Below are 26673 nucleotides of genomic sequence, written 5' to 3'. Positions count from 1 at the left end.
CGACCGTATCGGGAATGACTTACTGTTCGCTTGCAATGCGGCATCACATATGTATTGCTGTTCGTAGCAGCTGTGCTGCATATGTAGTGGACGCACTACGTCGGGGGATGCATGCAAGGAGTGCGATGAGCGAGACCGTCTACAACCGCATCGCGTTGCTGCGCGCGGAGCGGAACGTGACCCGCAAGCAGCTCGCCGAGGCTCTGGGAGTCCACTACCAGACCATCGGCTATCTCGAACGCGGCGAGTACAGCCCCAGCCTCTCCCTGGCGCTGCGCATCGCCGGCTATTTCGAGGTGCCCGTCGAAGTGGTCTTCTCCACCAGACCCTTCCCCAGGATCGGCGAGCGGTCCGCTTGACGTTTTCTGTCAGTCCGGCCGCCTACAGTGGGCACCATGCGACCGGTCACAGATTTGCAGCGGAAGGTGGCGCCCTTCGAGGTCGTCACCGAGATGACTCCCTCCGGCGACCAGCCGACGGCCATCGCCGAGCTGGAGCACCGCGTCAAGGCCGGGGAGAAGGACAACGTCCTGCTGGGCGCCACCGGCACCGGCAAGACGGCCACGATCGCCTGGCTCATCGAGCGGCTGCAGCGGCCCGCGCTGGTGATGCAGCCCAACAAGACCCTCGCCGCGCAGTTCGCCAACGAGCTCCGCGAGATGTTGCCGAACAACGCGGTCGAATATTTCGTCTCCTACTATGACTATTACCAGCCTGAGGCTTACGTCCCGCAGAGCGACACCTACATCGAGAAAGACTCCTCGATCAACGACGAGGTCGAGCGCCTGCGCCACTCGGCGACCAACTCGCTGCTCACCCGGCGCGACACCATCGTGGTCGCCTCCGTGTCGTGCATCTACGGCCTGGGCACGCCGCAGGAATACGTCGACCGCATGGCCAGGCTCCGCGTCGGCATGGACGTCGACCGCGACCAGCTGCTGCGCCGCCTGGTCGACATGCAGTACACGCGCAACGACCTCGCCTTCACACGGGGCACGTTCCGGGTGCGCGGCGACACGATCGAGATCATCCCGAAATACGAAGAGCTGGCCGTGCGCATCGAGATGTTCGGCGACGAGATCGAGAAGCTCTCGACCATGCACCCGCTGACCGGCGAGGTCATCACCGAAGACGAAGAGCTCTACATCTTCCCCGCCTCCCACTACGTCGCGGGCGAGCAGCGCATGGCGGCCGCCGTGACGGGCATCGAGGCGGAGCTGGCCGAACGCCTGTCGGAGCTCGAGCGTCAGGGCAAGCTGCTGGAGGCGCAGCGGCTGCGCATGCGCACGACGTACGACATCGAGATGATGCGCCAGATCGGCACCTGCTCCGGCATCGAGAACTACTCGCGCCACATGGACGGCCGCGAGGCTGGCAGCGCCCCCAACACGCTGCTCGACTACTTCCCCGAAGACTTCGTCCTGGTGCTCGACGAGTCCCACCAGACCGTGCCGCAGATCGGCGCCATGTACGAAGGCGACGCCTCGCGCAAGCGCACGCTGGTCGAGCACGGGTTCCGGCTGCCGTCGGCGCTCGACAACCGGCCGCTCAAGTGGGAGGAGTTCCTGGAGCGCATCGGGCAGACGGTCTACCTGTCGGCCACTCCCGGGCCCTATGAGCTGGGCCGGGTCAAGGGCGAGGTCGTCGAGCAGGTCATCCGCCCGACCGGCCTGGTCGACCCCGAGATCGTGGTCAAGCCCACCAAGGGCCAGATCGACGACCTGGTCCACGAGATCCGCGACCGCGCCGAGCGCGACGAACGTGTCCTGGTCACCACGCTGACCAAGAAGATGTCAGAAGACCTGACCGACTACCTCCTGGAGCTCGGCATCCGGGTCCGCTATCTCCACAGCGAGGTCGACACGCTGCGCCGCATCGAGCTGCTGCGCGAGCTGCGCACCGGCGAGTTCGACGTGCTCGTCGGCATCAACCTCCTGCGCGAGGGCCTCGACCTGCCCGAGGTCTCGCTGGTGTCGATCCTCGACGCCGACAAGGAGGGCTTCCTCCGCTCGGAGACGTCCCTGATCCAGACCATCGGCCGCGCCGCCCGTAACGTCTCCGGCCAGGTCCACATGTACGCCGACAAGATCACCCCGTCGATGGAGCGGGCGATCGACGAGACCAACCGGCGCCGGGCCAAGCAGATCGCCTACAACGAAGCCACCGGCATCGACCCGCAGCCCCTGCGCAAGAAGATCGCCGACATCCTCGACTCGCTGCAGCGCGAGGACGCCGACACCGACCGGCTGCTCGGCGGGGGCCGCCAGCAGTCGCGCGGCAAGGCGCCGGTGCCGGGCTTCGCCGCCCGGCAGGCCGGTCAGCACGCCAAGGCCATCGCCGGCGACATGCCCAGGGCGCAGATGGAGTCCCTGATCGACTCGCTGACCGAGCAGATGCACCAGTCCGCGGCCGACCTGCAGTTCGAGGTGGCCGCCCGGCTGCGCGACGAGATCAAGGAGCTCAAGCGCGAGCTGCGCGACATGCGCGAGGCAGGCGTCGAATAGGCGAACCCGTGACGGTGGCGCCACGCGTCGACGTCCGGACCCGCGCCCTCCCGATGCCCGGCGCCGACGTGCGCCGGGAGCGAGGCGACCGAGACGGGGGCAGGCCCGGGCCGCGGCGACGTGGGGCGGGGCGGTCACATCCGGGCTTCCTCCCGCAGGAGGGCGGCGAGGGAGCCGGGGTCGGCGGCTGTGACGCCCTTGGCGGCGAACCAGGTGGCGACGTTGCGCGCGTCGCGGTCGAGGAACGACGGGCCCGCCGGATGCGCGATCACGTCCACGATCTGCGGAAGGTCGATGATGACCAGCCTGCCCTCGTGCACCAGGAGGTTGTACGGTGACAGGTCCCCGTGGGCCAGCCCTTCCCTGGCCAGGGTGACCATGGCCGTGACCAGCTGCTCCCACAGGTCGTCCAGGCCGTCGGCCACCTGGGCCAGCCGCGGCGCCGCGAAGCCGTCCCGCGTGCCGATGAACTCCTGCAGGATCTCCGTTCCGGTGATCTGCACCGGGTACGGCACCGGCACCCCGAGTTCCCACAGCCGGCACAGGGCCGCGAACTCGGCCACCGCCCACTGAGCGGCGATCACCTGCTTGCCGAAGGCCGTGCGGTTGGCCATGGCCCGGTTCATCCGGCTCTCGCGTGTGCTGCGTCCCTCCAGGTAGCCGGCGTCGCGGTGGAACAGGCGGTGGTCGGCGGACCGGTAGCGTTTGGCGGCCAGCAGGCACTCACGGTCGGTGCCGGGCACGCCACGCGAGATCAGGTGGACGTCGGCTTCCTTGCCGGTCTTGAGCACGCCGTGCTCGGTGTCGACGGCGGCCAGTTCGGTGACCAGCCAGTCAGGGTAGGGCCGGGGGCCCTTCTCGGTGGGTGTGCTCTGGTCCCAGGTGGACCAGCGATCACCTTCGGGAGGGCCGTCGCCGGTCTCGGAGAAGGTGCTCGAAGAGGTGCTCTCCAACCAGGCGATGTCGTCGGCGTCGAGGGCGTACTTGCCGCGGCGGCGGTGTTGCGAGTGCTTGGGCACGGTGGGATTGCTCCAGAAGTGAGGCCCACCGGCTCGTCGGTCAGGTCAGCGAACGCCCGGCGGGAAGGTGTGAGGACGCGGAAAACGGCACGCGAACAATCGTCATCACAGTCTCACCCTCCCTTCGCGTCGCAGCGATCGACTCGTGCCCGACTATGCCGGTCCACCCCCGGGCGCCGCAACCGAATAAACGGGCTGTCGCGGTGCGGGCGGATGCCGCCGGCATGTGCGGGTCGGGCCGGATATCGCGGTGCGGGACGGCCGGATGGGCGGGTACCGTGCGGGCATGCGACGGTGCGGTGAGTGCGGGCAGTGGGAGCCGGCCGGCGCCCATGGCTGTGCCCGGTGCGCGGGGCTGGTCGACGAGATCGTGGAGGAGGGGTGGCGGGCCTTCCTGGAGCGCGAGTTCGGCGCGCCCGAGCCGCCCGGCGAGCGGCTCCTCGCCGAAATGGTCGTGGACGAACCGGATCGGCATGTGTGGCGCGTGGTGGACGCCGCGTACGACCGCCTGGCCTGCCCGGAGTGCGGCGGCCGGCTCAGCAGGGGCCCGGCCGGGTGCGCCCCCTGCGACCTCGCCAACGGTTTCCGCTATTCGGCCATCGAGATCGACCGCCCGGGTGTGCCGCCGGGCAACGAGCACGCGCTACGGGTCAACGTGGCGGTGACGCGCCGGCCGTACGGGATCTCGGCGTCGGAGGTGCTGCTGCGGCGCCTTTCCCTGCCGCTGCTCCTGGACGGCCGGCTGCCCACCGTGGCGCAGGCTCAGGCCACCAAGGCCATGGTGGTCAAGGGCGCTTCCGAGGCGGAGTTGGCCGCGGTCATCTTCGGAGAGTGCGGCCGTGCGTGATCTCAGGGGTCAATCTGTGACGGCGCCCAAATCAAGATCGATGTCTACCTCGAACCCAATGCCGACCTGCAGCCGCTTGCGGTGGATGCCGGTAGGGACATATGCCCTGACCGCCGGCTCGAGCTCGAATGTATAGACCACGGGCTGACCGTTTTCCTGTTCGACTCGCCAGAAGTGCTTGATGCCCGCGTTTGAATATTTGATCGGCTTGGTGGCTCGATCTCTCTCCCTGGATTCATCCGAGACGACTTCGATGACGAGATGGACATCCTCGGGCTTGAACGAAGTGCCTCTCGTGCTGAAGGCCGACCTTCTGACCAGGAGGACGTCTGGCTCCGGACGTTGATGCACTCCCAACGTCACCGTCATTTCGCGAACAGCCATCAGCTCTCTCGGCGGCCGGAGCGATCGCTCGAACAACCGGAGTGCGAGCATGTGAAAGCCGGTCTGTGGCGACATCATGATGAGTGACCCATCGATCAGCTCGACGTGCCGGGGCGCGTCGGGGGGAAGGTGATCGAGCATGTCGGCGGTCCAGCCACCGGGAGGGCCGGGGTAGAACCATTCCGGGAGGGCCGTGGTCATCGGAATGCCTCCTCAGCGAAGCTCACGCGACGCATACATTGTGTCACAACGAGCGATGGTCAGGGTTCGTTCCTGCGTTCCTCCATCGTGCGGCGGTAGAGGTCGTCGATCTCGTCCAGCGGGTCGGGGTCGCGGCGGCGGGCCTCGATCTCCAGGTCGGTGCGGGAGGTCAGATCGGCGATGCCCGACGCGGTGTGGTGGACCTGGTCATTGAGCAGGCCGGTGCGGATGCGGGCGCACATGGCCGTCAGCTTGGCCTGGTGCTCTCTGAGCCGTTCGAGCGTGACATGGTCGACGTACGGTGACACGCGCTGCTGCTGGGCGAACGTCGCCAGGTGCCCGTCGTGCGTGTCGACGTGGGTCGTCAGGTCGGCGATGATCTTCGGCAGGTCGCCCAGACCCCACCCCTGGCGCTGGGCCTGATCGACGGCCTGGCGGGTGAGGGACATCTCGCGGCGCAGGTCGAGCCGGAGGCGTTCGACCTCCGCGGCCTCGCCCGCGCCCATCGCGTTGACATGCGTGGTGATCCGGGTCGTGGCCTCCCTGGCCTTGACCGCGGCCTTCTTGCCCAGCTTGACCAGCACGTAGATGCCGACGCCGCCCAGCAACAGGAGGAACGCCAGGATCACCAGTGCGATGAGAAGGATTTCGCTGATCTCCGCCACCTCCTGTTGGGATTGATGATGTGAAGGATAGCCGGGCAGGGCGGGTCTGGCGCGCCTGGCCGGGGCGGCTCTTGATCGATCAGTTTGGCCTGTGTTTCAGTTCACCATCGACATCGGTCGCCGGGCAGCGGGTCACGCCGGTCGGCGACGCGGCCTGAGGCGCTTGTGCGGCAGAAGGGAACATGGCGGTGCTTGAGGACAAGGTTGTGATCGTCACTGGCGGTGCGAGGGGGATGGGAGCCGCGACGGCGCGGCGGTGTGCCGCGGCGGGGGCGCGGGTGGTCCTCACGGATGTGCTGGTTGACGAGGGTACGGCCACGGCCAAGGAAGTGGACGCCCGGTTCATCGCCCACGATGTGCGGGATGAGGATCAGTGGGCGGCGGTGGTCGCCCAGACGGTCGACGAACACGGGCGGCTCGACGGGCTGGTGAACAACGCGGGCATCGCCACCATGTTGATGATCGAGCAGCAGTCGGCCGAGGAGTTCGAGCACGTGCTGCGGGTCAACCTGCTCGGCGTCTTCCTGGGTCTCAAGGCGGTGGTGGGGCCCATGCGGGAGTCGGGCGGCGGCGCGATCGTGAACGTGTCGTCGGTCGCCGGCCTCAGCGCCCTGCCCGGCACAGGTGGCTACGGCGCCTCGAAATGGGGGGTGCGCGGCCTGACCAAGATCGCGGCGTTGGAGTTCGGGCGGCACCGCATCCGGGTCAACTCCGTGCATCCCGGAATGATCGTCACAACGATGACCGAGCCGCTCGGCGCGGTGTCCGGCGAGGGCACCTTCCCTCTCGCCCCGGCCGGGCGCTGGGGGGAGCCGGAGGAGGTCGCGGAGACGACCGCGTTCCTGCTGTCCGACGCGGCCTCGTACGTGACGGGGGCCGAGCTGGCCGTCGACGGAGGGCTGACGGCGGGGGAGGCCGCGCTGCTGCTCCGCCCTGACCGAAGCCGCATGGAGGGGAACCGGCGGGAAGAGGGCCCGCGGGACGGGAACCGGCCGGACGACGACCAGCCGGAAGGGAAGCGGTAGGCGGATGCCGTACGCCGACGTCGGGGAGGATGTCCGGCTCTTCTACACCGATGACGGGGACGGGCCGCCGCTGCTGCTCGTGCACGGGTGGGGCGCCGACTCGCACCAGTGGTCGTGGCACATCGACGCGCTGGCCGCCCGGCACCGCGTGATCGCCGTCGACCTGCGCGGGCACGGCTACTCGTCGGTGCCGGAGACGGGCAACACGCCCCGCGCGATGGCCGGGGACCTGCACGCCCTGCTCGGCGACCACCTCGGCATCCCGCAGGCGACCGTGGCCGGGCACTCGATGGGCGCTCAGGTGGTGTCCATCCTCGCCGTCGAGCATCCCGGGCAGGTGCGCGGGATCGTCGCCGTCGACCCCGGCTACGGCATGACGGCCGACATCGCCGCAGGTCTCCCCCAGATGCTCGCGGGCCTGCGCGGCGAGCACGCGCACACGGTCGCCGAGCAGATCGACGAGTGGTGCACGAACGCCGCCACCCCCGCCGTCATCAGGCGCTGGCACAAACGCCGGCTGCACGGCATGCCGCCGCACGTGCTGGCCGAGGCGTTCGAGGCGATGTTCACCGGACCGGACGCGATCGGGGTGCGGCCGGCCTCCGACGACTATCTGGCGCGCAGGCGGTGCCCGGTGTTGTCGATCTGGTCGGATCCGGGCCGGGCCCGCTGGGAGGCCGGGTTGTTGCGGGATCCGGCCTCGAAGGTGGTGTGCTGGGAGGGTTCGAGCCACCGGCTGCACGAGGAACGGGCCGCCGAGTTCGTGCACCTGGTGGAGGGGTGGGTGGCCCGCCTGCGGACGTGACCGGCCGGTGCCCGGACCGGGGTCACGCCAGGGGGCGGCTCCCGGCCGCCCTTCTGCGGGCGCGGCGGCGGCGTACTTTCCTGATGAGCCACCAGCTCAGGACGGCGAGCAGCAGCAGCGCGACGATCACGAGGACGGGCAGGAAGATCGCGACCAGGCTCAGGCCGAGCGAGCCCGCGTCCTCCGCCGTGCTCACGATCGGCGCGCCGGTCCCGGCCGTGCCGACGTTGATCACCGGCCGGGCGGTGGTCTTGATCACGTGTACGGCCAGCGCCATCACGATGCCCAGCAACCATCCGGCCCACGGGTGCTCGGCCATCCAGGTCGACTGGTCGAGCTCGGCGGCGGCGCTCGTGGCGGAGAACACCACGCCGCCCGACGCCGGGCGGATCACGGTCTGGATGGCGTCGTTGACGCTGTCGACGGCGGGGACCTTGTCGAGGACCGTCTCCGCGATCAGCAGCACCGCGATCACGGCGAGCACGCCCCAGTGGGACAGCCAGGCGTAGCCGTCGGGGAGCTTCACGGCGTCGGTGAGGTTGGCGAGCACGCCCACGACGAGGAGCGGGATGTAGGCGTTGAGCCCGGCGGCCGTGGACAGGCCCAGACCGGTCAGAGCGGCGAGCATGCCCCTAGTCTGCCCGGGCCGCGTCGTCCATGAGGCCCGCCAGGGCGGGACCGGTGAACTCGGCCACCGCGCGCTCGTACTTCTCCATCCCCCACGACCAGAAGTCGAAGTCGATGCTCTCGTTCGCGCTGTCCTGGATGGAGGCCCAGAGTGTCCAGCCGTACTTGGACATGAGGCCGAGCAGGCGGGCGCGGGCGATCTTGTGGCGGAGCGGGTGGCCGTAGTACGCGGTGACGAGTGCCTCCAGGTGGCCGGGCGGCAGGTCGGACTCGCTCCAGATGTTGCCGAGCTCGAAGCAGGGGTCGTTGTTGCCGGCGTACTCGTAGTCGATCAGCCAGAGGCGCCGGCCGTCGTCGAGGATGTTGCCGGGTAGGAGGTCGTTGTTGCACGGAACCGTGCCTTCATCCCGTATAGCGAGACATTTCCGGATCTCGGCCACGATGGGCATGAAGTCGAGATATCTGGAAGGAAGTCGGAAGCCGCGTTCCTGGACGATCTCCAGGTAACGCAGCTGCACGTCGAACATGTCGAAGTCGCTCACGAACCGCGGCCCGGCGTGCAGCCGCCGGCACACCTCCGCCACCCTCGGCAGGTTGGCCGGATCGTGCAGATCGGCCTCGGTGAACGTGCGCGCGTCGAGGTAACCCACCACCAGCACCCCCTGACCGGGCAGGTAGGCGTGCACCGGCGCGCCGACCCCGGCGCGTGCCGCGGAGAGCGAGTTGGCGTGCTCGGCGTCCCTGTCGATGGCCAGCAGCGCGCCGTCGCTGGCCGACACGCGCACGACATACGCGCCGCCGGGCGTGGTCACCTTATAGTTGCGATTGGTCAGCCCGCCTGGCAGCTCCTCCACGTCTCGTGGCACGCCGGACAGCAGGGGGATGCGATCGAGGACCTGGGCAACGGCCATGGTCGATGCTAGCTCCACCTGCCCAAACGGTCTAGACCTTTTATGGCGCGGCGGTTAGCCTCGCGACCATGAGCGACTCGGCCCGCATCGTGATCATCGGTGGTGGGGTGGGCGGCACGTCCGTCGCCTACCACCTCACCCAACTAGGCGAACGCGACGTCGTCCTGCTGGATCGGGACGAGCTCACCAGCGGCTCCACCTTCCACTCCGCGGGCCTGGTCGGCCAGTTGCGCGCCGACCCGGCGCTGACCCGGATGAACCAGTACTCCGTCGAGCTCTACCGCACCCTCGACGCCGGCTGGACGGAGTGCGGCGGCATCAAGCTGGCCTCCACGCCCGAGCGCATGGCGGAGATCCGCCGCCAGATCGGCTGGGCGCGCACGTTCGGGCTGCCGCTGCGGGAGATCTCGGTGGCGGAGGCCGTCGAGCTGTTCCCCCTCATGGACCCTGACGGGGTCGTGGGGGCCGCGTACCTGCCCACGGACGGGCAGGTGGACCCCTCCCAGCTCTGCTACGCGCTGGCCGCGCGCGCCCGCGAGGGCGGGGCGAGGCTGCGCACCAAGACGCGCGTCCTCGGCATCACCACCGCGCGCGGCCGGGTCACCGGCGTGCGCACGGACCAGGGTGACATCGACTGCGAGATCGTGGTCAACTGCGGCGGCATGTTCGCCGCCGAGATCGGCCGCATGGCCGGCGTGCGCGTCCCGATCGTGCCGATGTCCCACCAGTACGTGGTGACCGACGCCTTTCACGACCACACGGGCCTGCCCACGCTGCGCGACCCCGACCTGCTCGTCTACTACCGGCAGGAGGTGCAGGGCCTGGTCATGGGCGGCTACGAGCGCACGTGCGCGCCCTGGACGGCCGGGCCGAACTCCTTCGACGCCGTGCCCCCGGACTTCAACGGCCGCCTCCTGCCCGAGGACTGGGCGAGATTCGAGGAGATTTCCGAAAATTCCAGGATCCGCGTGCCGGCGATGGCCGACGTCGGCATCCGCAAGCTGATCAACGGGCCCGAGGCGTTCACCCCCGACAACGAGTTCTGCCTGGGGGAGACGGAGGTGGGCGGGTTCTTCGTCGCGGCCGGGTTCTGCGCCCACGGCATCGCCGGCGCCGGCGGCATCGGCAAGGTGATGGCGGAGTGGATCGTCGAGGGCGAGCCCGCCATGGACGTCCGGCACATGGACATCCGCCGCTTCGGCCGCCACTACCGCTCGCCGTCGTACACGGTCAAGCGCGCGGTCGAGAACTACGAGACGTACTACGACATCCGTTACCCCGGCCATGAGCGGTCGGCGGGACGGCCGTTGCGGGTCTCGCCCGCGTACGCGTGGCACCAGCGGCACGGGGCCGTCTTCGGCGAGAAGGCGGGCTGGGAGCGGGTCAACCACTACGCGGCCAACGCCGCCAGCGGGGACGACGACGAGCGCCCCGCGGGCTGGGCGGGACGCGAGTGGTCGCCCGCGACCGGGGCCGAGCACCGGGCCACGCGCACGGCAGCCGGGCTGTTCGACGAGAGCTCGTTCGCCAAGATCGAGGTCACCGGTCCCGACGCGGCCACCCTGCTGGAGTGGGTGTGCGACAACCGGGTCGCCCGCCAGGTCGGCGCCGTCACCTACACCCAGGCGCTCAACCGGCGCGGCGGCATCGAGTGCGACTTCACCGTCACCCGGCGCGGCGAGGAGGAGTTCCTCGTCGTCACCGGCACCGCGTGCGGCACGCACGACCTCGGCTGGCTGCGCAAGCAGGCCGCGCTCACGGGCTCCACCGCCAGGATCGCCGACGTCACCGGCCAGTACGCCTGCGTCGCCCTGTGGGGGCCGCGCGCCCGCGACATCCTGTCCAGCCTCACCCCCGGCCCGCTCGACTTCCCGTTCATGTCGTCACGTGAGCTCACCGTGGGCGACGTGCCGGTGCTGGCGCTGCGGGTGACGTTCGTAGGGGAGCACGGCTGGGAGCTCTACTGCTCCAGCGAGTACGGGCTCGCGCTGTGGCAGGCGCTGTGGGAGGCGGGCCAGCCGCACGGGATGGCGGCCTGCGGCTACCGCGCCATCGACAGCCTCCGGCTGGAGAAGGGCTACCGGGTGTGGGGCGCCGACATCGGGCCGGAGACGACGCCGTACGAGGCGGGGCTGGGGTTCTGCGTCAAGCCGGACAAGGACTTCCTCGGCAGGGACGCCCTCGACCCCGATCCTGGCAGGAGGCTGCGCTGCGTGACGCTGGGCGACCCGAGGGCGGTCGCGCTCGGCAACGAGCCGGTCCGGGTGGACGGCCAGGTGCTGGCCCGCGTCACCTCCGGCGGGTACGGCTACACCGCCGGCCGGTCGATCGCCTACGCGTACCTGCCGGTCGAGCCGGGGGCCGGGGTGGAGATCGAGGTCGAGGGCACCTGGGTGCCGGGCACCGTGGTCAAGAACCCCCTGGTTCCGTGACGCCGCTGCGCACCGAGATCCGCACCCGGTCGGGGCGGAACAGGTCGCGGGCGAACTCCACGGGCATGCCGCCGGCCGCGTACGCCGTGCGCTCGATCAGCATGAGCGGCGCGCCCGGCGTCATGCCCAGCTCCGCGGCCTCGGCCGGACGGGCGATCACCGGGTCGAGCCGCTCGGCCGCCGTGCGCGGCGCCAGGTCGTAGCGGCCGGCCAGCAGCGCGTAGAGGGAGCCGGTGAGATCCTGGTCGAGCAGGCCGGGCAGGTCGGGGAAGTAGGAGCGTTCGAGCGCCACAGGCGACCGCCCCGCCGAGCGCACCCGGGCCACCTCGTGCACCGGCGAGCCGGGAGCGACCCGCAGCGCCCTGGCCACCGCCGCGGGCGCGGGCACCGTCGCCGCCACCAGGATGCGCGCCTCGGCCCGCAGGTGCGCCCGCCGTATCTGCTCGGTGAACCCGGTCAGCCCGGTCAGGTCGCACTCGATGCGCGGCTCGGCCACGAACGCGCCGCCCGCCCTGCCGGGCATCCTGACGAGCACGCCGTCGCGTTCCAGCGTGGCCAGCGCCTGCCGGAGCGTCATCCTGCTCACGCCGAGCCGCCCGGCCAGCTCGCGCTCGCCGGGCAGCCGGTCGCCCGGCGCCAGCTCGCCGCCGGAGATCGACTCGAGCAGCCACCGCTCGATCTGCACGTGCGCGGGGACGCCGGTGCCGCGCTCCAGCTGAGGCGGTGTCCCTACCACACGCGCATCGTAGCCCGGTCAGCCCTTGATGGCCCCCTGCGTGATGCCGTTGACGAAGCTGCGCTGGAAGATCAGGTACACGACGACGATCGGCGCGATGACGATCAGGCAGGCCGCCGCCAGCAACGGGATGTCCGTCGTGTACTGGCCGACGAACAGGCCCAGGCCGCTCGGCGCGGTGCGCCGGTCCGGGTCCTGCATCATGACCAGCACCAGCATGAACTGGTTCCACGACCACATGAAGTACAGCACCGACAGCGTGGTGACCGCAGGCCAGGAGATGGGCAGCAGCACCCGTGCCAGCACGACGAGATCCCTCGCGCCGTCGATGCGGGCGGCCTCGACGAGCTCGTCGGGCACGTTCGAGAAGTGCGTCTGCATCCAGTACACCCCGAACGGCATGAACAGGGCCGCCTCGGCGAGGATGATGCCGGTGTAGGAGTTGGTGAGGCCGACCTCGCGCAGGTTGAAGTAGAGCGCCACCACGATGAGCTCGATCGGCAGCGTGAGCCCCAGCACGAACCCGAACGACAGCGTCCGATGCCCCCACACCTTGAGAATCGTCAGCCCGTAGCCGGCGAGAGTGGCCAGCACCACGGAGAGCGGCACCACGAAGACCGCGATCAGCACGCTGGAGCGCATCAGGGCGGTCATGTTGCCCCGCTCCCAGGCGAGCGCGAAGTTCTCCCACGACCACCGGTCCGGGATGCTCAGCCCGTCGAGCTGCGCGCCGGGAGGATGCAGGGCGGCCAGAATGATGCCGACGAACGGCACCAGCACCATGGCCGCCAGCACGACGAGCACTCCGTAACGGACACCGACACCGCCGCGCATGCTCAACCCTCGTCTCTCATGAAGTACCGGACTGCGCTGACCGCGGCGATCACGATCACGGTCAGCACGACGGCCAGCGCGCTGGCGCCGCCGATGTCGCCCTCGTTGAAGGCCAGCCGGTAGACGAGCAGGCCGGGCACGTTGGTCTGCCCGGCAGGGCCGCCGTTCGTCGTGACGAAGACGAGGTCGAAGCTGGCCAGCGCGGCGATCGTGGTGATGACGCCGGCGACCGTGATCTCCCTGCGCACCCCGGGCAGGGTGACGTGCCGGAACTGCCGGAATGATCCCGCGCCGTCGAGCGTGGCCGCCTCGTACAGGGACGGGTCGATCTTCTGCGCGCCGGCCAGGAAGAGCATCATGCACAGCCCGCTCATCACCCAGGTGCCGATGAGCCCGAGCGCGGCCAGCGCCAGGCCGTAGTCGCCCAGCCAGGCACGGGTGATCGCCTCCAGCCCCAGCAGGTCGAGGAGCTGGTTGACGCCTCCGGACTCGCTGTAGAACCAGCGCCAGGTGATGCCGACGGCGACGAGCGGCAGCACCTGGGGGAGGAAGAAGACGACGCGGAAGAACGTCATCCCCCGGCGCACCTTGCCCATCATGAGAGCCGTCATGAGCAACCCGGCGCCGATGGGGATGACCGAGAAGAAGACGATCAGCACGAGGCTATGCAGGATGGCCTCGTACAGCGACGAATCACGAAATATCTTTATGTAGTTGTCGAAACCCGCCCAGACCGGTGGCAGGATGCCGTCCCACGTCAGGAGGGACAGGCGCAGCGTGTTCAGCGCAGGCCAGATGGCGAACCCCAGGTACACCGCGAGCGCGGGCAGCACGTAGAGCCAGCCGCGCAGCCGTCGTCCGCGCCAGTGCGGGGGGCGGGCGCGCCGCCCGGCCACCCGCTCCCCGCCGCGCGCGGGGAGCGGCGGGGCAACGGCCTGGCTCAGCTCACGAGCCATGGTGCGCGTCCCACGACTCCTGCAGGGAGCGCAGGAACGCGTCGGGGGCGGTCTTGCCGCTGATGAGGCCCTGGATGCCGGGAGTCAGCTTGTCGATCATCCCGGGGGAGGCGTAGTCGGGGAACGGGACGATGCCGTTGCCCTGCGCCACCGGCGTGAAGACGGCCGCGATCTCGCCGCGCAGCCCCGTGCCGCCCAGGTCGGCTTTGGTGTCGACCGGCATGAACCCGCCGTCGAACTCGATTCTCGCGGCTTCCGGCGAGCTCAGGTAGTCGAGGAACGCCGCGGCAACGTTCGGATGCTTCGTCTTCGACGAGATGGCGTACGCGACGCTCGCTCCCGAGGCGACGCTAGCGGGCTTGTCCGCCGATGCCGAGGGCAGGAGGAAGAAGCCGACGTCGTCCTTCAGCTCGCTCTCCAGTGCGGTGGCGCCCCAGTTGCCGGTCACCAGGAACGCGCTCTTGCCCTTGGCGAAGTTCGCCAGCGCGTCGGTGTCGGCCGTGGCGTTCGCCGCGTCGGGGAAGTATCCCTTGCGCGCCCAGTCGGTCAGCGTCTGGCTGGCCTTCAGCGCGGCCTCGTTCTCGATCGTCGCGCCCGGCTTGCCGTACACCCAGGCTCGGTAGTCGGCGACGTCGCCGGTGACGTTGAGCAGCGCGTTCCAGAGGTGGAACCCGCCGACCTGGAGCGCGCCGAGGCTCAGCGGGGTCCGGCCGGAGTCCTTCACCTTCTGCATCGCGGCCTCGAACTCGGCCAGCGTCTTCGGCGCCTCCTTCACGATCTTCTTGTTGTAATAGACGCCGACCACGGAGAGCCCGCCCGGCACCGCGTACAGGCCGCCGGTACCGAACTGCTTGGCCGACTTGTCGGAGCTGAGGATCTCGAGGGTCGACGGCGGGAACTTGCCGTTCCAGCCGTACGCCTGGGCCCACGGGCCCAGGTCGAGGATGAGGCCGGCCGGGACCAGGGAGTTCATCGCGCCGGGGTTGTACTGGGCGATGTCCGGCGCCGCGTCGGACGACATCGACAGTTTGATGGACTTGACGTAGTCGTTGAACGGCGTCATCTGAGGCTTGATCGTGACGTTCGGGTGCTTCTTGGAGAAGCCGTCGATGAGCGCCTTGGTGGGCGGGTCGTTGCTGTAAGCCAGGGTGAGCGTCACCGGGTCGCCGGGAATGGTGGTCGACACGTCGATCTTCTGTGCCGTACCTCCCCCCGTGCTACTGCTGCCCGCGCAGGCCGTCAGAGCGGATGCCGCCGTGACGCCGAGCGCTACGAGCGCTGCGAGCCGCCGGGCTGGTCTCGTCATGCGCATGACCTTCCTCCTCTATCGGGTGGGTTGTCGGCCCTCATGGCGACCGCCTCTCACCAGGCCGAACCTGGTCCGCTCGATCTCGTCCAGCGAGTGGAGCAGCGCCCCGTGGACGACGGCGTCCTCCTGGAGCGCCGAGACCTCCAGCGCCGGCTGGTCAAGCGGCTCGCCGGACAGATGCCGCCGGAGCGCCGCGAGCAGCCTCTCGCCGCATCTGGCCAGGGGACCGCCGATGACCACCAGCCGCGGGTTGAGGATCGCCCTGATCACGGCGATGCCTTTGGCGAAGCGGCGCGCCACGACGTCGATCGCCTCCAGAGCCGCCGGGCTGCCGTCGGCCACGGCGTCGAGCACGGCCTCGAACGCGCGATCGCCCGCCGCCTCGATCCGGGCCAGGAACGTGTCGTCGCCGGCGCGCTCGGCCGCCGCCGTGGCCTGGCGCACGATCTCAGCCCCGCCGACGCGGTCCTCGAACGGGCCGAGGCCCTGCGGATGGCGGGACTCGGAGTGGCCGGCGCCCGCCCTGTCGGCGAACAGGTCGGCGAACAGGTCGAGGAAGCCGACGTCGCCCGCGTCGTTGGAGGCGCCGCGGTAGAGCTCGCCGTTCAGCACGATCCCGGCGCCCACGCGCTCGCCCCAGTGCAGCATCACCAGCGAGTCCCCGCGCCGCTCCGCGTCCCGCCACCGCTCGCCCTGCGTGGCCAGCTTGACGTCGTTGTCCAGGTAGATCGGGCAGCCGAGCGCCTCCCGCAGCCGGCGCGGAAGGATGTCGCCGGTCAGGCCGGGCATGCTCGGGATGAGCTTGATGATCCCGGCCGCCGGGTCGACGATGCCGGGGGTGCCCACCGAGGCGAACCAGAGGTCGCCGGCGGCGAGGCCCGCCGAGCTCAGCGCCCGGTCCACTGCGGACAGGAGCGTCTCCACCACCTGCTCGCCGCCCGGAGCCGCGCCGAGCTGCGTCGCGCCGGTCGCCGTGACCGTCCCGGCCAGATCCGCCACCGCCACGCGCAGGTCCTGCGGGCTGATCGACAGGCCGAGCACGTGGCCGGCCTCCGCCCGGAATCGCACGAGCTGCGCGGGCCGTCCCGCCCTGCTGGAGTCGCGGTCGAGGGGGCCGAACTCGGCGATGCCCTCCTCGACCAGCGCGTTGAGCGCTCGGGTGACCGCCTGCCTGGACAACCCCACCGACTTGGCCAGCGCCGACACGCTCATGCTGGTCTCGGCCCGCAGCCGGCGCAGGATCGCGGCGGAGTTGACCTCCCGCATGAACTGCGTTCCCGCGGCGACCAGCTGCTCCATGACCTCTCCCAGACCCCTCGACCAGATGTGGCGGTACGCTAGCATAATAATTATGTACTGTACGGAACTAATGGGTCGAGGAGTGTGACCTGCGATGTTGTCCGATGACGGCGAGCATGCGCCGCTGTGGGCGGACACCGTCCGCGGCCTTGCCCATCGCGTGCTGGGGCCCGTGGCGGAGTCTGTCCGGTTCGCCGCCCTCGACGGCGAAGGGCGCGGCTACGCCTACGAGGCGAAGGGCGGCCGGCTCACCATCGCCGCGACGGACGGGGTGAGCGCGTCCGTCGCGCTCCATCACTACCTCCGGGAACGCTGCGCCATGTCCGTGGACTGGGACACGGTGCTGCCGCTGCGGCTGGCGTCTCTTCCCGACGCCCTGCCCCGCCAGGGCTCGGCGCGGGTGCGGGAGGGCTACTACTTCAACTTCTGTACCTTCAGCTACACGATGCCGTACTGGGACTGGGCCGACTGGGAGCGCGAGATCGACTGGATGGCGCTGCACGGCATCACCATGCCGCTCGCCGTCACCGGCCACGAGGCGGCGCTGTACGCCGCGTACTCCCGTCTCGGCCTCGACGACCACCGCATCCGAAGCTTCCTGGGCGGGCCCGGCTACCTGCCGTTCCAGTTCATGGGCTGCCTGGACGGCTTCGCCGGCCCGCTTCCCTCGTCCTGGATCGAGCGCCACCGCGAGCTCGGGGCGCGCGTCCTCGACCGCGAGCGCGCCTTGGGCATGACACCTGTGCTCCCGGCCTTCACCGGGCACGTCCCCCGCGAGACGGCCGCGGCGGCGCGGGCCGGCCGTCGCGAATGGCAGGGGTTCGAGACCTGGGTCCTCGACCCGGGCGACCCGCTGTACGAGCGGATCGGCGCCGAGATCACCCGCGCCCAGATCGAGCTCTTCGGCACCGACCACCTGTACGCGGCCGACCCGTTCATCGAGATGATCCCCATCGACGCCGACCCGGCCTTTCCCGGTGCCGTGGCGGCCGCGACGCTGGCCGGGCTGCGGGCCGCCGACCCGGACGCCGTCTGGCTCATGCAGGCCTGGCCGTTCTCCTACCAGCGGGAGTTCTGGACCGAAGACCGCGTCACCACCTTTCTCGATGCGATCCCGGACGGCCGGATGCTCGTGGCTGACCTGTGGGCGGAGCACGACCCGCTGTGGGGCCGCTTCGACGAGTTCTCCGGGAAACCATGGCTCTGGTGCGCGCTGCTCAACTTCGGCGGCCGCACCGATCCGGGTGCCGGCCTGCGCGGGGTGCCGTCCGCGATCGACGCCGCCCTGGCGGCGGACAGCCCGCCGACCGGCATCGGCCTGTCCATGGAGGCCACCCGCAACAACCCCGTCTTCTTCGAGCTGGTGGCCGACCAGATCTGGAACCGGGTCTCCGGCGTCGACGCCTGGCTGGACGCCTTCGTCCCCTGGCGCTACGGCGGCCGGCGGACGGCCGAGCTGCGCGCGGCCTGGCACGACCTTCTGGACACCGTCTACGGGGCCGAAGGCCTGCGCATCTCTCCCGACCGGTTCAAGGGCGTCCTCACCGCCAAGCCGTCGTACACCGTCGGCGTGGCGGAGCTCCGCGCCGACGTCGCCCGCGGCCTCCGGTACCCGCCGGACGTGCTGGCGCGGGCCTGGGAGCGGATGATCGAAGTGGCCGAGCGCGACCCAGGACTGGCCGCGGGGCCGCTCGGGCACGACCTCGCCGAGATCGGCATCGCGTACCTGGCCAGGGTGGCCGACCGGTTCTGCCTCGACGTCGTGGAGTCGGCCGGTGACGCGGCGCACGTCGCCCGGTTCCTGCGCGTCTTCGAGGACCTCGACCGGATGCTGGCCTGCCGCCCCGAGTACACCTTCCAGCACTGGGAGGCCAAGGCCGTGTCGTGGGCCACCGGACCCGCCGACCGCGACGTGCTGCTGGACAACGCCCGCCGCATCATCACGGTGTGGGGCACGACGGACAGCCCGCTGCTCGACGACTACGCGGGCCGGCACTGGGCGGGGCTCCTCGGCGGCTACTACCGCGACCGCTGGGAGTTGTGGGCGCGAGGACTCGGCCGCGCGCTGGCCGGCGAACCCGGCACCGAGGCGGAGCTGCGCGAACGGCTCCGCGACCGCGCCGAAGCCTTCCTGCGCGAGGGCGCGGCGCCGGTGACCCCCGGCGACCCGGCCGCCGAGTCCCGCCGGCTGTTCAGCACGTACGCGAGCGCGTTCACCGCCGAAGACGAACGACGAGGAGCACGATGACCCAGCCGGTGCCACCGACCGAGCGCCGCAACCCCCGCACCGCCGGCATCGACGCCCTCGAGTCCGGCGACGTCCTGCGGCTCCTGCTGGAGGAGGACGCCAGGGCGGTCGAGGCGGCCCGCGCGGCGACCGGCCAGCTGGCCCTGGCGGTGGCCGAGACGCACCGGCGGCTGGGCCGGGGCGGCAGCGTCCACTACTTCGGCGCGGGCGCGTCGGGGCGGCTGGCGGTGCTGGACGCCACCGAGACCACGCCGACGTTCGGGGTGGCGCGCGACCTGTTCACCGCCCACTTCGCCGGCGGCCCCGCCGCTCTCACCGACCCGTCCGCCGACCACGAGGACGGCGAGGCGCTCGGGGCGGCCGACGCCGGGGTCCTCGACGAGGCGAGCGTGGCGATCGGGATCACGGCGTCCGGGTCCACCCCCTACGTGGCCGGCGCCCTCCGCGCGGCCAGGGCCGCCGGCGCGCTCACGGTGCTCATCACCTGCAATCCGGACGCGCCGCTGCGCGAGCTGGCCGAGATCGGCGTCGTCGCCGACACCGGGCCCGAGGCGCTGACCGGCTCCACCAGGCTCAAGGCCGGCACGGCCACCAAGGTGCTGCTCAACGCGTTCTCCACGGCGCTCATGATCAAGGAAGGGCGCACGTACGGGAACCTCATGGTGGGGCTGGTCGCCACCAACGCCAAGCTCGCCGAGCGCTCGGTGAGCCTGCTGGCCGAGGCGACCGGCCTCGACGCGGCGGCCTGCCGCACCGCACTGGCGGAGTCGGACGGGCGGATCCCCGAGACGCTCGTGCGGCTGCTCACGGGATGCTCACCCGGGCAGGCACGGGTGGCGCTCGGCGCGAACCCCGGCGTCCGGGCGGCCGTCGCCGCGCTGGGCGGGCGCGCCGGATGAGCAGCACCGGCTTCGCCGGCGTGGACGTCGGCGGGGGAGGCATCAGGGTGCGGGCCGAGATCGGAGAGGAGAGCGCGTACGGGGAGCACGTGGCGCCGGTGCCCCGCGACAGGGGACGGGTCGACCTCGCCCGGCTCGCCTCCCGCATCGCCCTGGCGGTCGAGGGCGCGATGCCGGTCCCCGGCGGGCTTCCGGCCGCCGTCACGCCGGCTCAGGAGCGGCCGGGGGTGACGCGGGATGTGGGGCGGTTCGCGGGGATGGCGATCGGGGTGACCGGGTTGCCGGGGCTTGTCAGGGATCCGGGGACGTTGTGGGACGCGCTGCGGGAGCGGTTCGGCCTGGAGACGCTCGTCGTGGCGGGCGACATGGTGACCACGCACGTCGGCGCGCTCGGGTTCCGTCCCGGCGTCGTCGTCGCCGCGGGAACGGGCGTCATCACCCTCGGCACGGACCTCGACCGCGTATGGAACCAGTCCGACGGATGGGGCCACCTGCTCGGCGACCACGGCGGCGGGGCCTGGGTCGGCATGCACGGGCTGCATGCCGCCCTGCGCGCGCACGACGGCCGGGCCGGCGGCTCGCTCGCCCTGCTCGACCGCATGACCGCCCGCTTCGGCCATCCCCTGGACCTGGTGGCGCTCGTCTACGAGTCGGGCTCGGCGGCGCACCACCTGGCGTCGTTCGCGCCGTCCGTCGCCGACGCGGCCCGCGCGGGGGACCCGGTCGCCAGGCGGATCTGGACCGAGGCAGGACGGCAGCTCGGCCAGAGCGCGGCCGCCGCCGCGTCCGGGCTGGACCCGGTCTTCTCGTGGGGCGGCCGCCTCTTCGACGCCGCGGACCTGCTGATGGAGCCCTTCCAGAGCACGGTGCTGGCCCTGCTGCCGGCCGCCCGCTTCGCGCCCCCGCTCGGCACGTCGGCCGACGGCGCGCTCGCCCTCGCCAGGGCCGCCGCCGCCGGATCCGTCCGGCCGCACCACCCCTACCTGTACGTCTTCGCCGCGGCGACCGCCGGCTGAGCCCTCTGACCGGCACGCCGTCGCGTTCGGGCGCGGCCGGCGCCCGACGGAGCGTCAGCTCCGGGCGTGCGCCGGGGGCAGGGGAAGGGGCAGCCCCGGCAAGCCGTCGATGCTGGTGGCGACGTGCTCCTTGCGGGAGAAATAGGCGTTGAGCGACTCGTCGTCCTCCCGGGCGAACCGCTTCGCGTGCAGGTCGCGGTCCTGCTCGTAGGACATGAGGGGAACCGCGAAGCCGCAGGTGTCGCGGATCAGCTCGGCGTGGACGACCACGATCGCGCGCAGCCCGTGCACACTGGTGTCGACCGCCGGGAAGCGGGCGATCAGCTCGGCCCACCGGGGGTCGTCCCTGAAGACGGGCTCGCCGCGCCCGTGCACCCGCACGATGGACGGGGGCCCCTGGAAGGCGCACCACATCACGGTGATCCGGCCGTTCTCGCGCAGGTGGGCGACGGTCTCCGCGTTGCTGCCCGCGAAGTCGAGGTAGGCCACCGTCAGCTCGTCGAGAACCGCCAGCGAACCGCTCACCCCCTTGGGGGAGAGGTTGATCGTGCCGTCGCCGGCGAGCGGCGCGGTCGCCGTGAAGAACACGGGCTGTGCCTCGATGAACGCCCGCAAACGGCCGGTGATGCCGTCGTATGTCTTGCCCACGGTTCGTCGTCTCCGTCCTCGTGTGAAGGAGCGGCGCGCGACAACGAGCCGCCAAGTGCCATTCTCGCCCACCGGTCGCCGCGGGCATCACCCGGACAGGCGCTTGAGCCGCTCCACGGCCTCACCGAACTCGCTGACCAGGTCGTAGACCACATGCCTGGCCGGTTTGACCTGGTCGAGCTGGCCCACGACCTGCCCGACGTAGTAGTTGACCAGGTCCACCGCCCCCGGCTCGCCCTTCTCCGCCGCCGCCGCGATGCGCGCCATGGCCCCCTCGGCCACCAGGAGCTGCAGCGGCATCCCCAGCGGGCCGGGGCTCTCCTGGCTGGAGTCCCACTCGTCGGTCCAGGCCGATCGGAGCTGCCTGGCCGGCTTGCCCGTACGGGACCTGGACCTGACCGTGTCCAGTGACGAGGCCGCCAGGAACTTGCGCTTGACCGCGGGCGGGGTCTCCGCCTCCTCCGTCGTGAGCCAGACCGAGCCGCACCACACGCCGTCCGCGCCGAGCGCCATGGCCGCGGCCATCTGACGCCCCGACGCGATCCCGCCCGCCGCCAGCACGGGCACCGGTGCCACCGCGTCCACGACCTGCGGCACCAGCACCATCGTGGAGATCTCGCCGGTGTGCCCGCCCGCCTCGGTGCCCTGCGCCACGATGAGGTCCGCGCCCGCCGCGACCTGCCTGCACGCGTGCTCGACCGTGCCGACCAGCGCGGCCACCGGCACGCCCGCCTTCCTGGCCCTGGCCACCATCTCGGGCGGCGGCGGCCCCAGAGCGCTGGCGATCAGCCCGATCCGGTGTTTGAGCGCGACGTCGATCAGCCCCGTCGCCCCCGCCGCCGTCACCCGCCGGCCGAACTCGTCGGCCACCGCCGTCATCGGCTGCGCGGCCGCGCCCACACCGTATTTGGACAGCAGGTGGGTGACGAAGTCGCGGTGCCGCCCGGGGATGAAGTCCATGAGGTGCGCGCGCTGGTCGAGCGCGGAGGCGTCGACCTTGCCCGGCACGAGCACGTCGACGCCGTACGGCCGGCCGCCCACCCGCTCGTCGATCCAGGTGAGCTCGGCGTCGAGCTGGTCGGGCGAGTACGCGATCGCGCCCAGCACCCCGAAGCCGCCCGCGTTCGTCACCGCGGCCACCACGTCGCGGCAGTGGCTGAACGCGAACAGGGGGAACTCGATGCCCAGACGCTCGCAGATGGCGGTTCGCATGATGTGACGCTAACCGTCAGAACGATGTTCGGTCCAGATCAGGATCCGCTGTCGGCCAGGACGGCGTCCGGCGCGTGCCAGCCTAACTCGGGCGTGTAACCGCGTACCCGCCTGGCCGGCACCCCGGCCACCACGCTGTGGTCGGGGAACTCGCCGCGCACCACCGCCCCGGCGGCCACCACGCACTGGCGGCCCAGCGTCGTGCCCGGCAGGACGATCGCGCCCGCGCCCAGCCACGACCCCGAGCCGATCGAGACCGGGCTGTTGCGCGGCCACTGCCTGCCGATCGGCACGTCGGGGTCGTCGTAGACGTGGTTCTGGTCGGTGATGTAGACGTACGGGCCGGTGAAGACGTCGTCGCCCACGTCGATCGACTGGTGGGCCACGATGTGCGTGCCCCGGCCGATCGAGCAGCCGCCGCCGATGCGCAGGATCGATCCCGGGCCGAGGTCCACGCCCGGGCCCATGCCGCAGGAGAGCGACACCCGCTCGCCGATCAGGGTGTGGTCGCCGATCTCGATCCACTGCTCGCCGAAGATCGCGCCAGGGGGGAACGCGATGCTTACCCCGTCACCGAGCCGGCGGAACCGGTGGCCCGCCGGGCTCGCCGGAGTGATCGCGCCTGCGCGGCGGATCGCCCGGTAGACACGGTGTATCAGCGAGCCCGTTGTCCGCCGTACGAGTGACATAGAGTTCAAAGTTACCCTCAGGTCATGCCGTTCGCCCATGTGAGGGGCGTTGTTTGATATCCTGAGAGCCCGTGGACACTTCGACCACACCTCGAGCCACGGGAGCCCCTTTGCGCAGCGCATCGCAAACCAAACATCTGTTCGTCACCGGCGGTGTCGCCTCCAGTCTCGGCAAGGGCCTCACGGCATCCAGCCTCGGTCGCCTGCTCAAAGGGCGCGGTCTCAGGGTCACCATGCAGAAGCTCGACCCCTACCTCAACGTCGACCCCGGCACGATGAACCCGTTCCAGCACGGCGAGGTCTTCGTCACCGACGACGGCGCGGAGACCGACCTCGACGTCGGCCACTACGAGCGGTTCCTCGACACCGACCTGCACGGCTCGGCCAACGTCACCACCGGGCAGGTCTACTCCAACGTCATCGCCAAGGAGCGGCGGGGTGAATACCTGGGCGACACCGTCCAGGTCATCCCGCACATCACCAACGAGATCAAAGACCGGATCAGGGGCATGGCCGGTCCTGAGGTGGACGTCGTCATCACCGAGGTCGGCGGCACGGTGGGCGACATCGAGTCGCTGCCGTTCCTGGAGGCCGTGCGACAGATCAGGCACGAGGTGGGGCGCGACAACGTCTTCTTCCTGCACGTCTCGCTGCTGCCGTACATCGGGCCCTCGGGAGAGCTCAAGACCAAGCCGACGCAGCACAGCGTGGCGGCGCTGCGCAGCATCGGCATCCAGCCGGACGCGATCGTGTTGCGCTCCGACCGGCCCGTGCAGACGGCGATCAAGCGCAAGATCAGCCTGATGTGCGACGTCGACGAGGACGCCGTCGTGTCCGCCGTCGACGCGGCCTCGATCTACGACATCCCCAAGGTGCTCCACTCCGAGGGCCTCGACGCGTACGTGGTGCGCCGGCTCGGCCTGCCGTTCCGTGACGTCGACTGGAAGGAGTGGGAGCAGCTCCTGCGCCGCGTGCACCGCCCGGCGAAGGAGGCCACTGTCGCCCTTGTAGGGAAATATATTGATTTGCCGGACGCGTACCTCTCGGTGACCGAGGCCCTGCGAGCCGGCGGGTTCGCCAACGACGCGCGGGTCAACATCCGGTGGGTCAAGAGCGACGACTGCGAGACCCCCGAGGGCGCCGCGCGCGAGCTCGACGGCGTCGACGGCGTGCTGATCCCCGGCGGGTTCGGCGTGCGCGGCATCGAGGGCAAGATCGGCGCCATCCGCCACGCCCGTGAGGGCAAGATCCCGCTGCTCGGCATCTGCCTCGGCATGCAGGGCATGGTCATCGAGGCCGCACGCAACATGGCGGGCATCGACGGCGCCAACTCCACCGAGTTCGACCCCGACACCAAGCACCCGGTCATCTCCACCATGGCCGACCAGGAGGACGTCGTCGCCGGCGAGCGCGACATGGGCGGCACCATGCGGCTCGGCAGCTACACCGCCAAGCTCACCGAGGGCACCCTCGCCCGGCAGCTCTACGGCGGCATGGCCAAGGCCGACGAGCGTCACCGCCACCGCTACGAAGTCAACAATGCCTACCGCGAGCAGCTGGAGAACGTCGGCCTGGTCTTCTCGGGTGTATCGCCCGACGGCCGCCTGGTCGAGTACACCGAGCTGCCCGCCGACATCCACCCGTTCTTCATCGGCACCCAGGCGCATCCGGAGTTCCGCTCCCGGCCCACCCGGTCCAACCCGATGTTCAAGGGCCTCATCGGCGCCGCCCTGGCCTACGCCGACGGCCGTGTGGGCGCGACGACGGTGGGCCAGTGAACTCCTACGGCGACGGTTCGCACCACCGGCGAGCGAGGGAAACGGTCGAGGACACGCCCGAGTCGTGGGACGTGCTCCAGACGAAGCAGCGGTTCGACGGACACATCATCAAGGTGGTCACCGACACCGTCAGGATGCCGCGCGACGAGGCGGCCGAGCGCGACTACGTGGTCCATCCCGGGGCCGTCGCCGTGCTCGCGCTCGACGACCAGGATCGCGTCCTGCTCATCAGGCAATACCGTCACCCCACCCGCCACCTGATGTGGGAGCTGCCCGCCGGCATCCGCGACGTGCCGGGCGAGCCGCTGGTCGACACGGCCGCGCGCGAACTCGCCGAGGAGGCGGGCTACCGCGCCGCCACCTGGCACACGCTCATCGACCTGCGCACCTCGCCCGGCATGAGCGACGAGCGCATCAGGGTGTTCCTGGCCCGCGACCTGACCAAGATCCCCGACGAGGAGAACGGCTTCGTGCACCGGCACGAAGAAATCGACATGCCGGTCAAATGGATCCCTCTGCCCGACGCGGTAGAAAAGGCGCTCATGGGAATGATCCACAATTCCCCGGCCGTGGCCGGTATCCTCGCCGCGTACGCGGCTTCGGTTGAGGGACTCGCCCTGTTGCGCCCCGCCGACGCCCCGGAGGCGTGACGGAAGGACCGATCGTGGAGGCCGTGCTCTCCAGCTACCTCGCCCATCTGGCGGTGGAGCAGGGCGTGGCTGCCAACACGCTCGCGTCCTACCGTCGTGACCTGCGCCGCTACTACGAGCACCTGCGGGCGCGCGGGCGCCTGGAGCTCCACGAGGTGGGCGAGGCCGACGTCCTGGCCTTCCTCGCCGCGCTGCGCGAGGGCGACGGGGAGCACCCGGCGCTCGTCGCCAGCTCCGCCGCCCGTGCCCTGTCGGCCGTGCGGGGGCTGCACCGTTTCGCTCTGCGCGAAGGCGTCACGGCCCACAACCCCGCCCATGAGGTACGCCCGCCGCGCCCGATGCGCAGGCTCCCGAAGGCCATCGCCGTCGACGAGGTCGAGCGGCTCATCGCCGCCTCAGGCCCCGACGGCGCGCCCCTCACGCTGCGCAACCGTGCCCTGCTGGAGGTCCTGTACGGCACGGGCGCCCGCATCTCGGAGGCCGTCGGGCTGGCCGTGGACGACCTCGAGGACGAGCAGGTGCGCCTGCGCGGCAAGGGCGGCCGCACCCGCGTCGTGCCGTTGGGACGCTATGCCCGCTCCGCCCTCGACGCCTACCTCGTCCGCGCCCGGCCCGGCCTGCTCGCCCACGGGCGCGGCACGCCGGCCGTCTTCCTGAACGCCAGGGGAGGCCGTCTGACCAGGCAGGGAGCGTGGGAGGTGCTCCACGCGGCCGCCGAACGAGCCGGGCTAAAAAAGATATCTCCCCATGTTCTCCGACATTCCTTCGCAACTCATCTCTTGGACGGCGGCGCGGACGTTAGGGTGGTCCAGGAATTGCTCGGCCACGCCTCGGTGACGACCACCCAGGTCTACACCCTGGTCACGGTCGACAAGCTCCGCGAGGTCTACGCCGCGGCGCATCCACGGGCCCGGCAGTGATCTATAGTCTTTGCGGTGTGCGGCACCCTCGGCGTGCCGCCTTGCCGCGTTAAGTGGTG

The 26673-nt window shown here is 70.8% G+C and carries 25 protein-coding genes; 12 read left to right on the top strand and 13 right to left on the bottom strand.

The annotated features are described in order from the left end of the window. Positions 1-125 precede the first annotated feature (125 nt). Positions 126-359 carry a helix-turn-helix transcriptional regulator gene (locus E1294_RS20455; RefSeq protein ID WP_132510412.1) on the top strand — a complete coding sequence of 78 codons (234 nt, stop codon included), beginning with the start codon at positions 126-128 and terminating at the stop codon, positions 357-359. Between the two features lie 36 nt (positions 360-395). Further along, the gene (uvrB, locus tag E1294_RS20450; RefSeq protein WP_132510410.1) at positions 396-2504 is read left to right on the top strand and encodes an excinuclease ABC subunit UvrB; all 2109 of its coding nucleotides are present in this window, start codon (positions 396-398) and stop codon (positions 2502-2504) included. Positions 2505-2638: 134 nt separating this feature from the next. Here the strand turns inward: uvrB and E1294_RS20445 are convergent, their stop codons facing one another. After that, complete coding sequence (locus E1294_RS20445; RefSeq protein ID WP_132510408.1) at positions 2639-3523, bottom strand: serine protein kinase RIO; 885 nt, start codon at positions 3521-3523, stop codon at positions 2639-2641. A gap of 286 nt (positions 3524-3809) precedes the next feature. Between E1294_RS20445 and E1294_RS20440 the strand changes: the two genes are divergently transcribed. Further along, positions 3810-4370 (top strand): hypothetical protein, encoded by a 561-nt coding sequence (locus tag E1294_RS20440; protein ID WP_246083142.1) that lies wholly within the window; start codon positions 3810-3812, stop codon positions 4368-4370. A gap of 9 nt (positions 4371-4379) precedes the next feature. Here E1294_RS20440 and E1294_RS20435 read toward each other — a convergent pair whose 3' ends face one another. Together E1294_RS20435 and E1294_RS20430 are read right to left on the bottom strand one after the other, a co-directional pair. Beyond that, positions 4380-4955, bottom strand: a complete 576-nt coding sequence (locus E1294_RS20435; RefSeq protein ID WP_132510406.1) for a Uma2 family endonuclease — start codon at positions 4953-4955, stop codon at positions 4380-4382. A 59-nt stretch (positions 4956-5014) separates the two neighbouring features. Continuing rightward, positions 5015-5620 (bottom strand): hypothetical protein, encoded by a 606-nt coding sequence (locus tag E1294_RS20430; protein ID WP_132510404.1) that lies wholly within the window; start codon positions 5618-5620, stop codon positions 5015-5017. 182 nt (positions 5621-5802) lie between these two features. Between E1294_RS20430 and E1294_RS20425 the strand changes: the two genes are divergently transcribed. Together E1294_RS20425 and E1294_RS20420 are read left to right on the top strand one after the other, a co-directional pair. Continuing rightward, complete coding sequence (locus E1294_RS20425) at positions 5803-6645, top strand: glucose 1-dehydrogenase (protein WP_132510402.1); 843 nt, start codon at positions 5803-5805, stop codon at positions 6643-6645. A gap of 4 nt (positions 6646-6649) precedes the next feature. Beyond that, positions 6650-7450: an alpha/beta fold hydrolase gene (locus tag E1294_RS20420; RefSeq protein WP_132510400.1), complete on the top strand. Its 801-nt coding sequence runs from the start codon at positions 6650-6652 to the stop codon at positions 7448-7450. Positions 7451-7472: 22 nt separating this feature from the next. On the opposite strand, the gene E1294_RS20415 is transcribed toward E1294_RS20420, so the two are convergent. Both E1294_RS20415 and E1294_RS20410 read right to left on the bottom strand, forming a co-directional pair. Further along, positions 7473-8078, bottom strand: a complete 606-nt coding sequence (locus E1294_RS20415) for a DUF4126 domain-containing protein (protein WP_132510398.1) — start codon at positions 8076-8078, stop codon at positions 7473-7475. A 4-nt stretch (positions 8079-8082) separates the two neighbouring features. Beyond that, entirely contained in the window at positions 8083-8988 is a 906-nt protein-coding gene (locus E1294_RS20410; protein ID WP_132510396.1) for a choline/ethanolamine kinase family protein, read from the bottom strand. A gap of 68 nt (positions 8989-9056) precedes the next feature. Here E1294_RS20410 and E1294_RS20405 point away from each other — a divergent pair, with 68 nt between their 5' ends. After that, positions 9057-11420, top strand: a complete 2364-nt coding sequence (locus E1294_RS20405) for a GcvT family protein (protein ID WP_132510394.1) — start codon at positions 9057-9059, stop codon at positions 11418-11420. On the opposite strand, the gene E1294_RS20400 is transcribed toward E1294_RS20405, so the two are convergent. Genes E1294_RS20400 through E1294_RS20380 form a run of 5 tightly spaced genes read right to left on the bottom strand, consistent with a single transcriptional unit; the run spans position 11398 to position 16554 of the window. Further along, positions 11398-12156 (bottom strand): GntR family transcriptional regulator, encoded by a 759-nt coding sequence (locus E1294_RS20400; RefSeq protein WP_132510392.1) that lies wholly within the window; start codon positions 12154-12156, stop codon positions 11398-11400. The genes E1294_RS20405 and E1294_RS20400 overlap by 23 nt on opposite strands. Positions 12157-12174: 18 nt before the next feature. Then, positions 12175-12990, bottom strand: coding sequence for a carbohydrate ABC transporter permease (locus E1294_RS20395; protein WP_132510390.1), 816 nt, complete (start codon positions 12988-12990; stop codon positions 12175-12177). A 2-nt stretch (positions 12991-12992) separates the two neighbouring features. After that, a complete protein-coding gene (locus tag E1294_RS20390) occupies positions 12993-13946 on the bottom strand; it encodes a carbohydrate ABC transporter permease (RefSeq protein WP_132510388.1) in 954 nt (317 codons plus the stop codon). Continuing rightward, positions 13936-15252, bottom strand: a complete 1317-nt coding sequence (locus tag E1294_RS20385; RefSeq protein WP_246083141.1) for an ABC transporter substrate-binding protein — start codon at positions 15250-15252, stop codon at positions 13936-13938. The genes E1294_RS20390 and E1294_RS20385 overlap by 11 nt, the downstream gene beginning before the upstream one ends. 18 nt (positions 15253-15270) lie before the next feature. Then, on the bottom strand, positions 15271-16554 hold the full coding sequence (locus E1294_RS20380; protein ID WP_132510384.1) for an ROK family transcriptional regulator: 1284 nt from the start codon (positions 16552-16554) through the stop codon (positions 15271-15273). A gap of 94 nt (positions 16555-16648) precedes the next feature. Between E1294_RS20380 and E1294_RS20375 the strand changes: the two genes are divergently transcribed. The 3 genes from E1294_RS20375 to E1294_RS20365 are packed head-to-tail and all read left to right on the top strand — an operon-like array spanning position 16649 to position 20717. After that, positions 16649-18802, top strand: coding sequence for an alpha-N-acetylglucosaminidase (locus E1294_RS20375; RefSeq protein WP_132510382.1), 2154 nt, complete (start codon positions 16649-16651; stop codon positions 18800-18802). Further along, positions 18799-19701, top strand: coding sequence for an N-acetylmuramic acid 6-phosphate etherase (locus tag E1294_RS20370; protein WP_132510380.1), 903 nt, complete (start codon positions 18799-18801; stop codon positions 19699-19701). The genes E1294_RS20375 and E1294_RS20370 overlap by 4 nt, the downstream gene beginning before the upstream one ends. Continuing rightward, entirely contained in the window at positions 19698-20717 is a 1020-nt protein-coding gene (locus tag E1294_RS20365; RefSeq protein ID WP_132510378.1) for a BadF/BadG/BcrA/BcrD ATPase family protein, read from the top strand. Before E1294_RS20370 ends, E1294_RS20365 begins: the two co-directional genes overlap by 4 nt. Before the next feature lie 54 nt (positions 20718-20771). Here E1294_RS20365 and E1294_RS20360 read toward each other — a convergent pair whose 3' ends face one another. The 3 genes from E1294_RS20360 to E1294_RS20350 all read right to left on the bottom strand — a co-directional run bounded on the left by E1294_RS20360 (position 20772) and on the right by E1294_RS20350 (position 23266). Continuing rightward, the gene (locus tag E1294_RS20360; RefSeq protein WP_132510376.1) at positions 20772-21365 is read right to left on the bottom strand and encodes a pyridoxamine 5'-phosphate oxidase family protein; all 594 of its coding nucleotides are present in this window, start codon (positions 21363-21365) and stop codon (positions 20772-20774) included. A gap of 87 nt (positions 21366-21452) precedes the next feature. After that, positions 21453-22577 carry a nitronate monooxygenase gene (locus E1294_RS20355; protein WP_132510374.1) on the bottom strand — a complete coding sequence of 375 codons (1125 nt, stop codon included), beginning with the start codon at positions 22575-22577 and terminating at the stop codon, positions 21453-21455. Positions 22578-22615: 38 nt separating this feature from the next. Continuing rightward, a complete protein-coding gene (locus tag E1294_RS20350) occupies positions 22616-23266 on the bottom strand; it encodes an acyltransferase (RefSeq protein ID WP_132510372.1) in 651 nt (216 codons plus the stop codon). 110 nt (positions 23267-23376) lie between these two features. On the opposite strand from E1294_RS20350, the gene E1294_RS20345 reads away from it, so the two are divergent. From E1294_RS20345 to E1294_RS20335, 3 genes are read left to right on the top strand one after another with little or no spacing between them, the layout of a single operon-like run. Further along, a complete protein-coding gene (locus tag E1294_RS20345) occupies positions 23377-25044 on the top strand; it encodes a CTP synthase (protein WP_132510370.1) in 1668 nt (555 codons plus the stop codon). Next, complete coding sequence (locus E1294_RS20340) at positions 25041-25694, top strand: NUDIX domain-containing protein (protein ID WP_132510368.1); 654 nt, start codon at positions 25041-25043, stop codon at positions 25692-25694. Before E1294_RS20345 ends, E1294_RS20340 begins: the two co-directional genes overlap by 4 nt. Further along, complete coding sequence (locus E1294_RS20335; RefSeq protein ID WP_132510366.1) at positions 25691-26614, top strand: site-specific tyrosine recombinase XerD; 924 nt, start codon at positions 25691-25693, stop codon at positions 26612-26614. Before E1294_RS20340 ends, E1294_RS20335 begins: the two co-directional genes overlap by 4 nt. The last annotated feature ends 59 nt before the right edge of the window (positions 26615-26673 follow it).

Source organism: Nonomuraea diastatica (assembly GCF_004349015.1).
In the GTDB taxonomy this organism is placed as follows: Bacteria; Actinomycetota; Actinomycetes; order Streptosporangiales; family Streptosporangiaceae; genus Nonomuraea; species Nonomuraea diastatica.
Note: the sequence above shows the minus strand (reverse complement) of the source record. Positions and strands in the feature narration are given on the sequence as shown.

What these genes read in the sequence shown, in the direction of transcription:
- E1294_RS20405 (WP_132510394.1), top strand. Translation starts at nt 9,057, where the DNA reads ATGAGCGACTCGGCCCGCATCGTGATCATCGGTGGTGGGGTGGGCGGC.
- E1294_RS20375 (WP_132510382.1), top strand. Translation starts at nt 16,649, where the DNA reads ATGTTGTCCGATGACGGCGAGCATGCGCCGCTGTGGGCGGACACCGTC.
- E1294_RS20390 (WP_132510388.1), bottom strand. Translation starts at nt 13,946, where the DNA reads ATGGCTCGTGAGCTGAGCCAGGCCGTTGCCCCGCCGCTCCCCGCGCGC.
- E1294_RS20435 (WP_132510406.1), bottom strand. Translation starts at nt 4,955, where the DNA reads ATGACCACGGCCCTCCCGGAATGGTTCTACCCCGGCCCTCCCGGTGGC.
- E1294_RS20420 (WP_132510400.1), top strand. Translation starts at nt 6,650, where the DNA reads ATGCCGTACGCCGACGTCGGGGAGGATGTCCGGCTCTTCTACACCGAT.
- uvrB (WP_132510410.1), top strand. Translation starts at nt 396, where the DNA reads ATGCGACCGGTCACAGATTTGCAGCGGAAGGTGGCGCCCTTCGAGGTC.
- E1294_RS20440 (WP_246083142.1), top strand. Translation starts at nt 3,810, where the DNA reads ATGCGACGGTGCGGTGAGTGCGGGCAGTGGGAGCCGGCCGGCGCCCAT.
- E1294_RS20380 (WP_132510384.1), bottom strand. Translation starts at nt 16,554, where the DNA reads ATGGAGCAGCTGGTCGCCGCGGGAACGCAGTTCATGCGGGAGGTCAAC.
- E1294_RS20425 (WP_132510402.1), top strand. Translation starts at nt 5,803, where the DNA reads ATGGCGGTGCTTGAGGACAAGGTTGTGATCGTCACTGGCGGTGCGAGG.
- E1294_RS20370 (WP_132510380.1), top strand. Translation starts at nt 18,799, where the DNA reads ATGACCCAGCCGGTGCCACCGACCGAGCGCCGCAACCCCCGCACCGCC.
- E1294_RS20385 (WP_246083141.1), bottom strand. Translation starts at nt 15,252, where the DNA reads ATGACGAGACCAGCCCGGCGGCTCGCAGCGCTCGTAGCGCTCGGCGTC.
- E1294_RS20355 (WP_132510374.1), bottom strand. Translation starts at nt 22,577, where the DNA reads ATGCGAACCGCCATCTGCGAGCGTCTGGGCATCGAGTTCCCCCTGTTC.
- E1294_RS20415 (WP_132510398.1), bottom strand. Translation starts at nt 8,078, where the DNA reads ATGCTCGCCGCTCTGACCGGTCTGGGCCTGTCCACGGCCGCCGGGCTC.
- E1294_RS20395 (WP_132510390.1), bottom strand. Translation starts at nt 12,990, where the DNA reads ATGCGCGGCGGTGTCGGTGTCCGTTACGGAGTGCTCGTCGTGCTGGCG.
- E1294_RS20365 (WP_132510378.1), top strand. Translation starts at nt 19,698, where the DNA reads ATGAGCAGCACCGGCTTCGCCGGCGTGGACGTCGGCGGGGGAGGCATC.
- E1294_RS20350 (WP_132510372.1), bottom strand. Translation starts at nt 23,266, where the DNA reads ATGTCACTCGTACGGCGGACAACGGGCTCGCTGATACACCGTGTCTAC.
- E1294_RS20410 (WP_132510396.1), bottom strand. Translation starts at nt 8,988, where the DNA reads ATGGCCGTTGCCCAGGTCCTCGATCGCATCCCCCTGCTGTCCGGCGTG.
- E1294_RS20455 (WP_132510412.1), top strand. Translation starts at nt 126, where the DNA reads ATGAGCGAGACCGTCTACAACCGCATCGCGTTGCTGCGCGCGGAGCGG.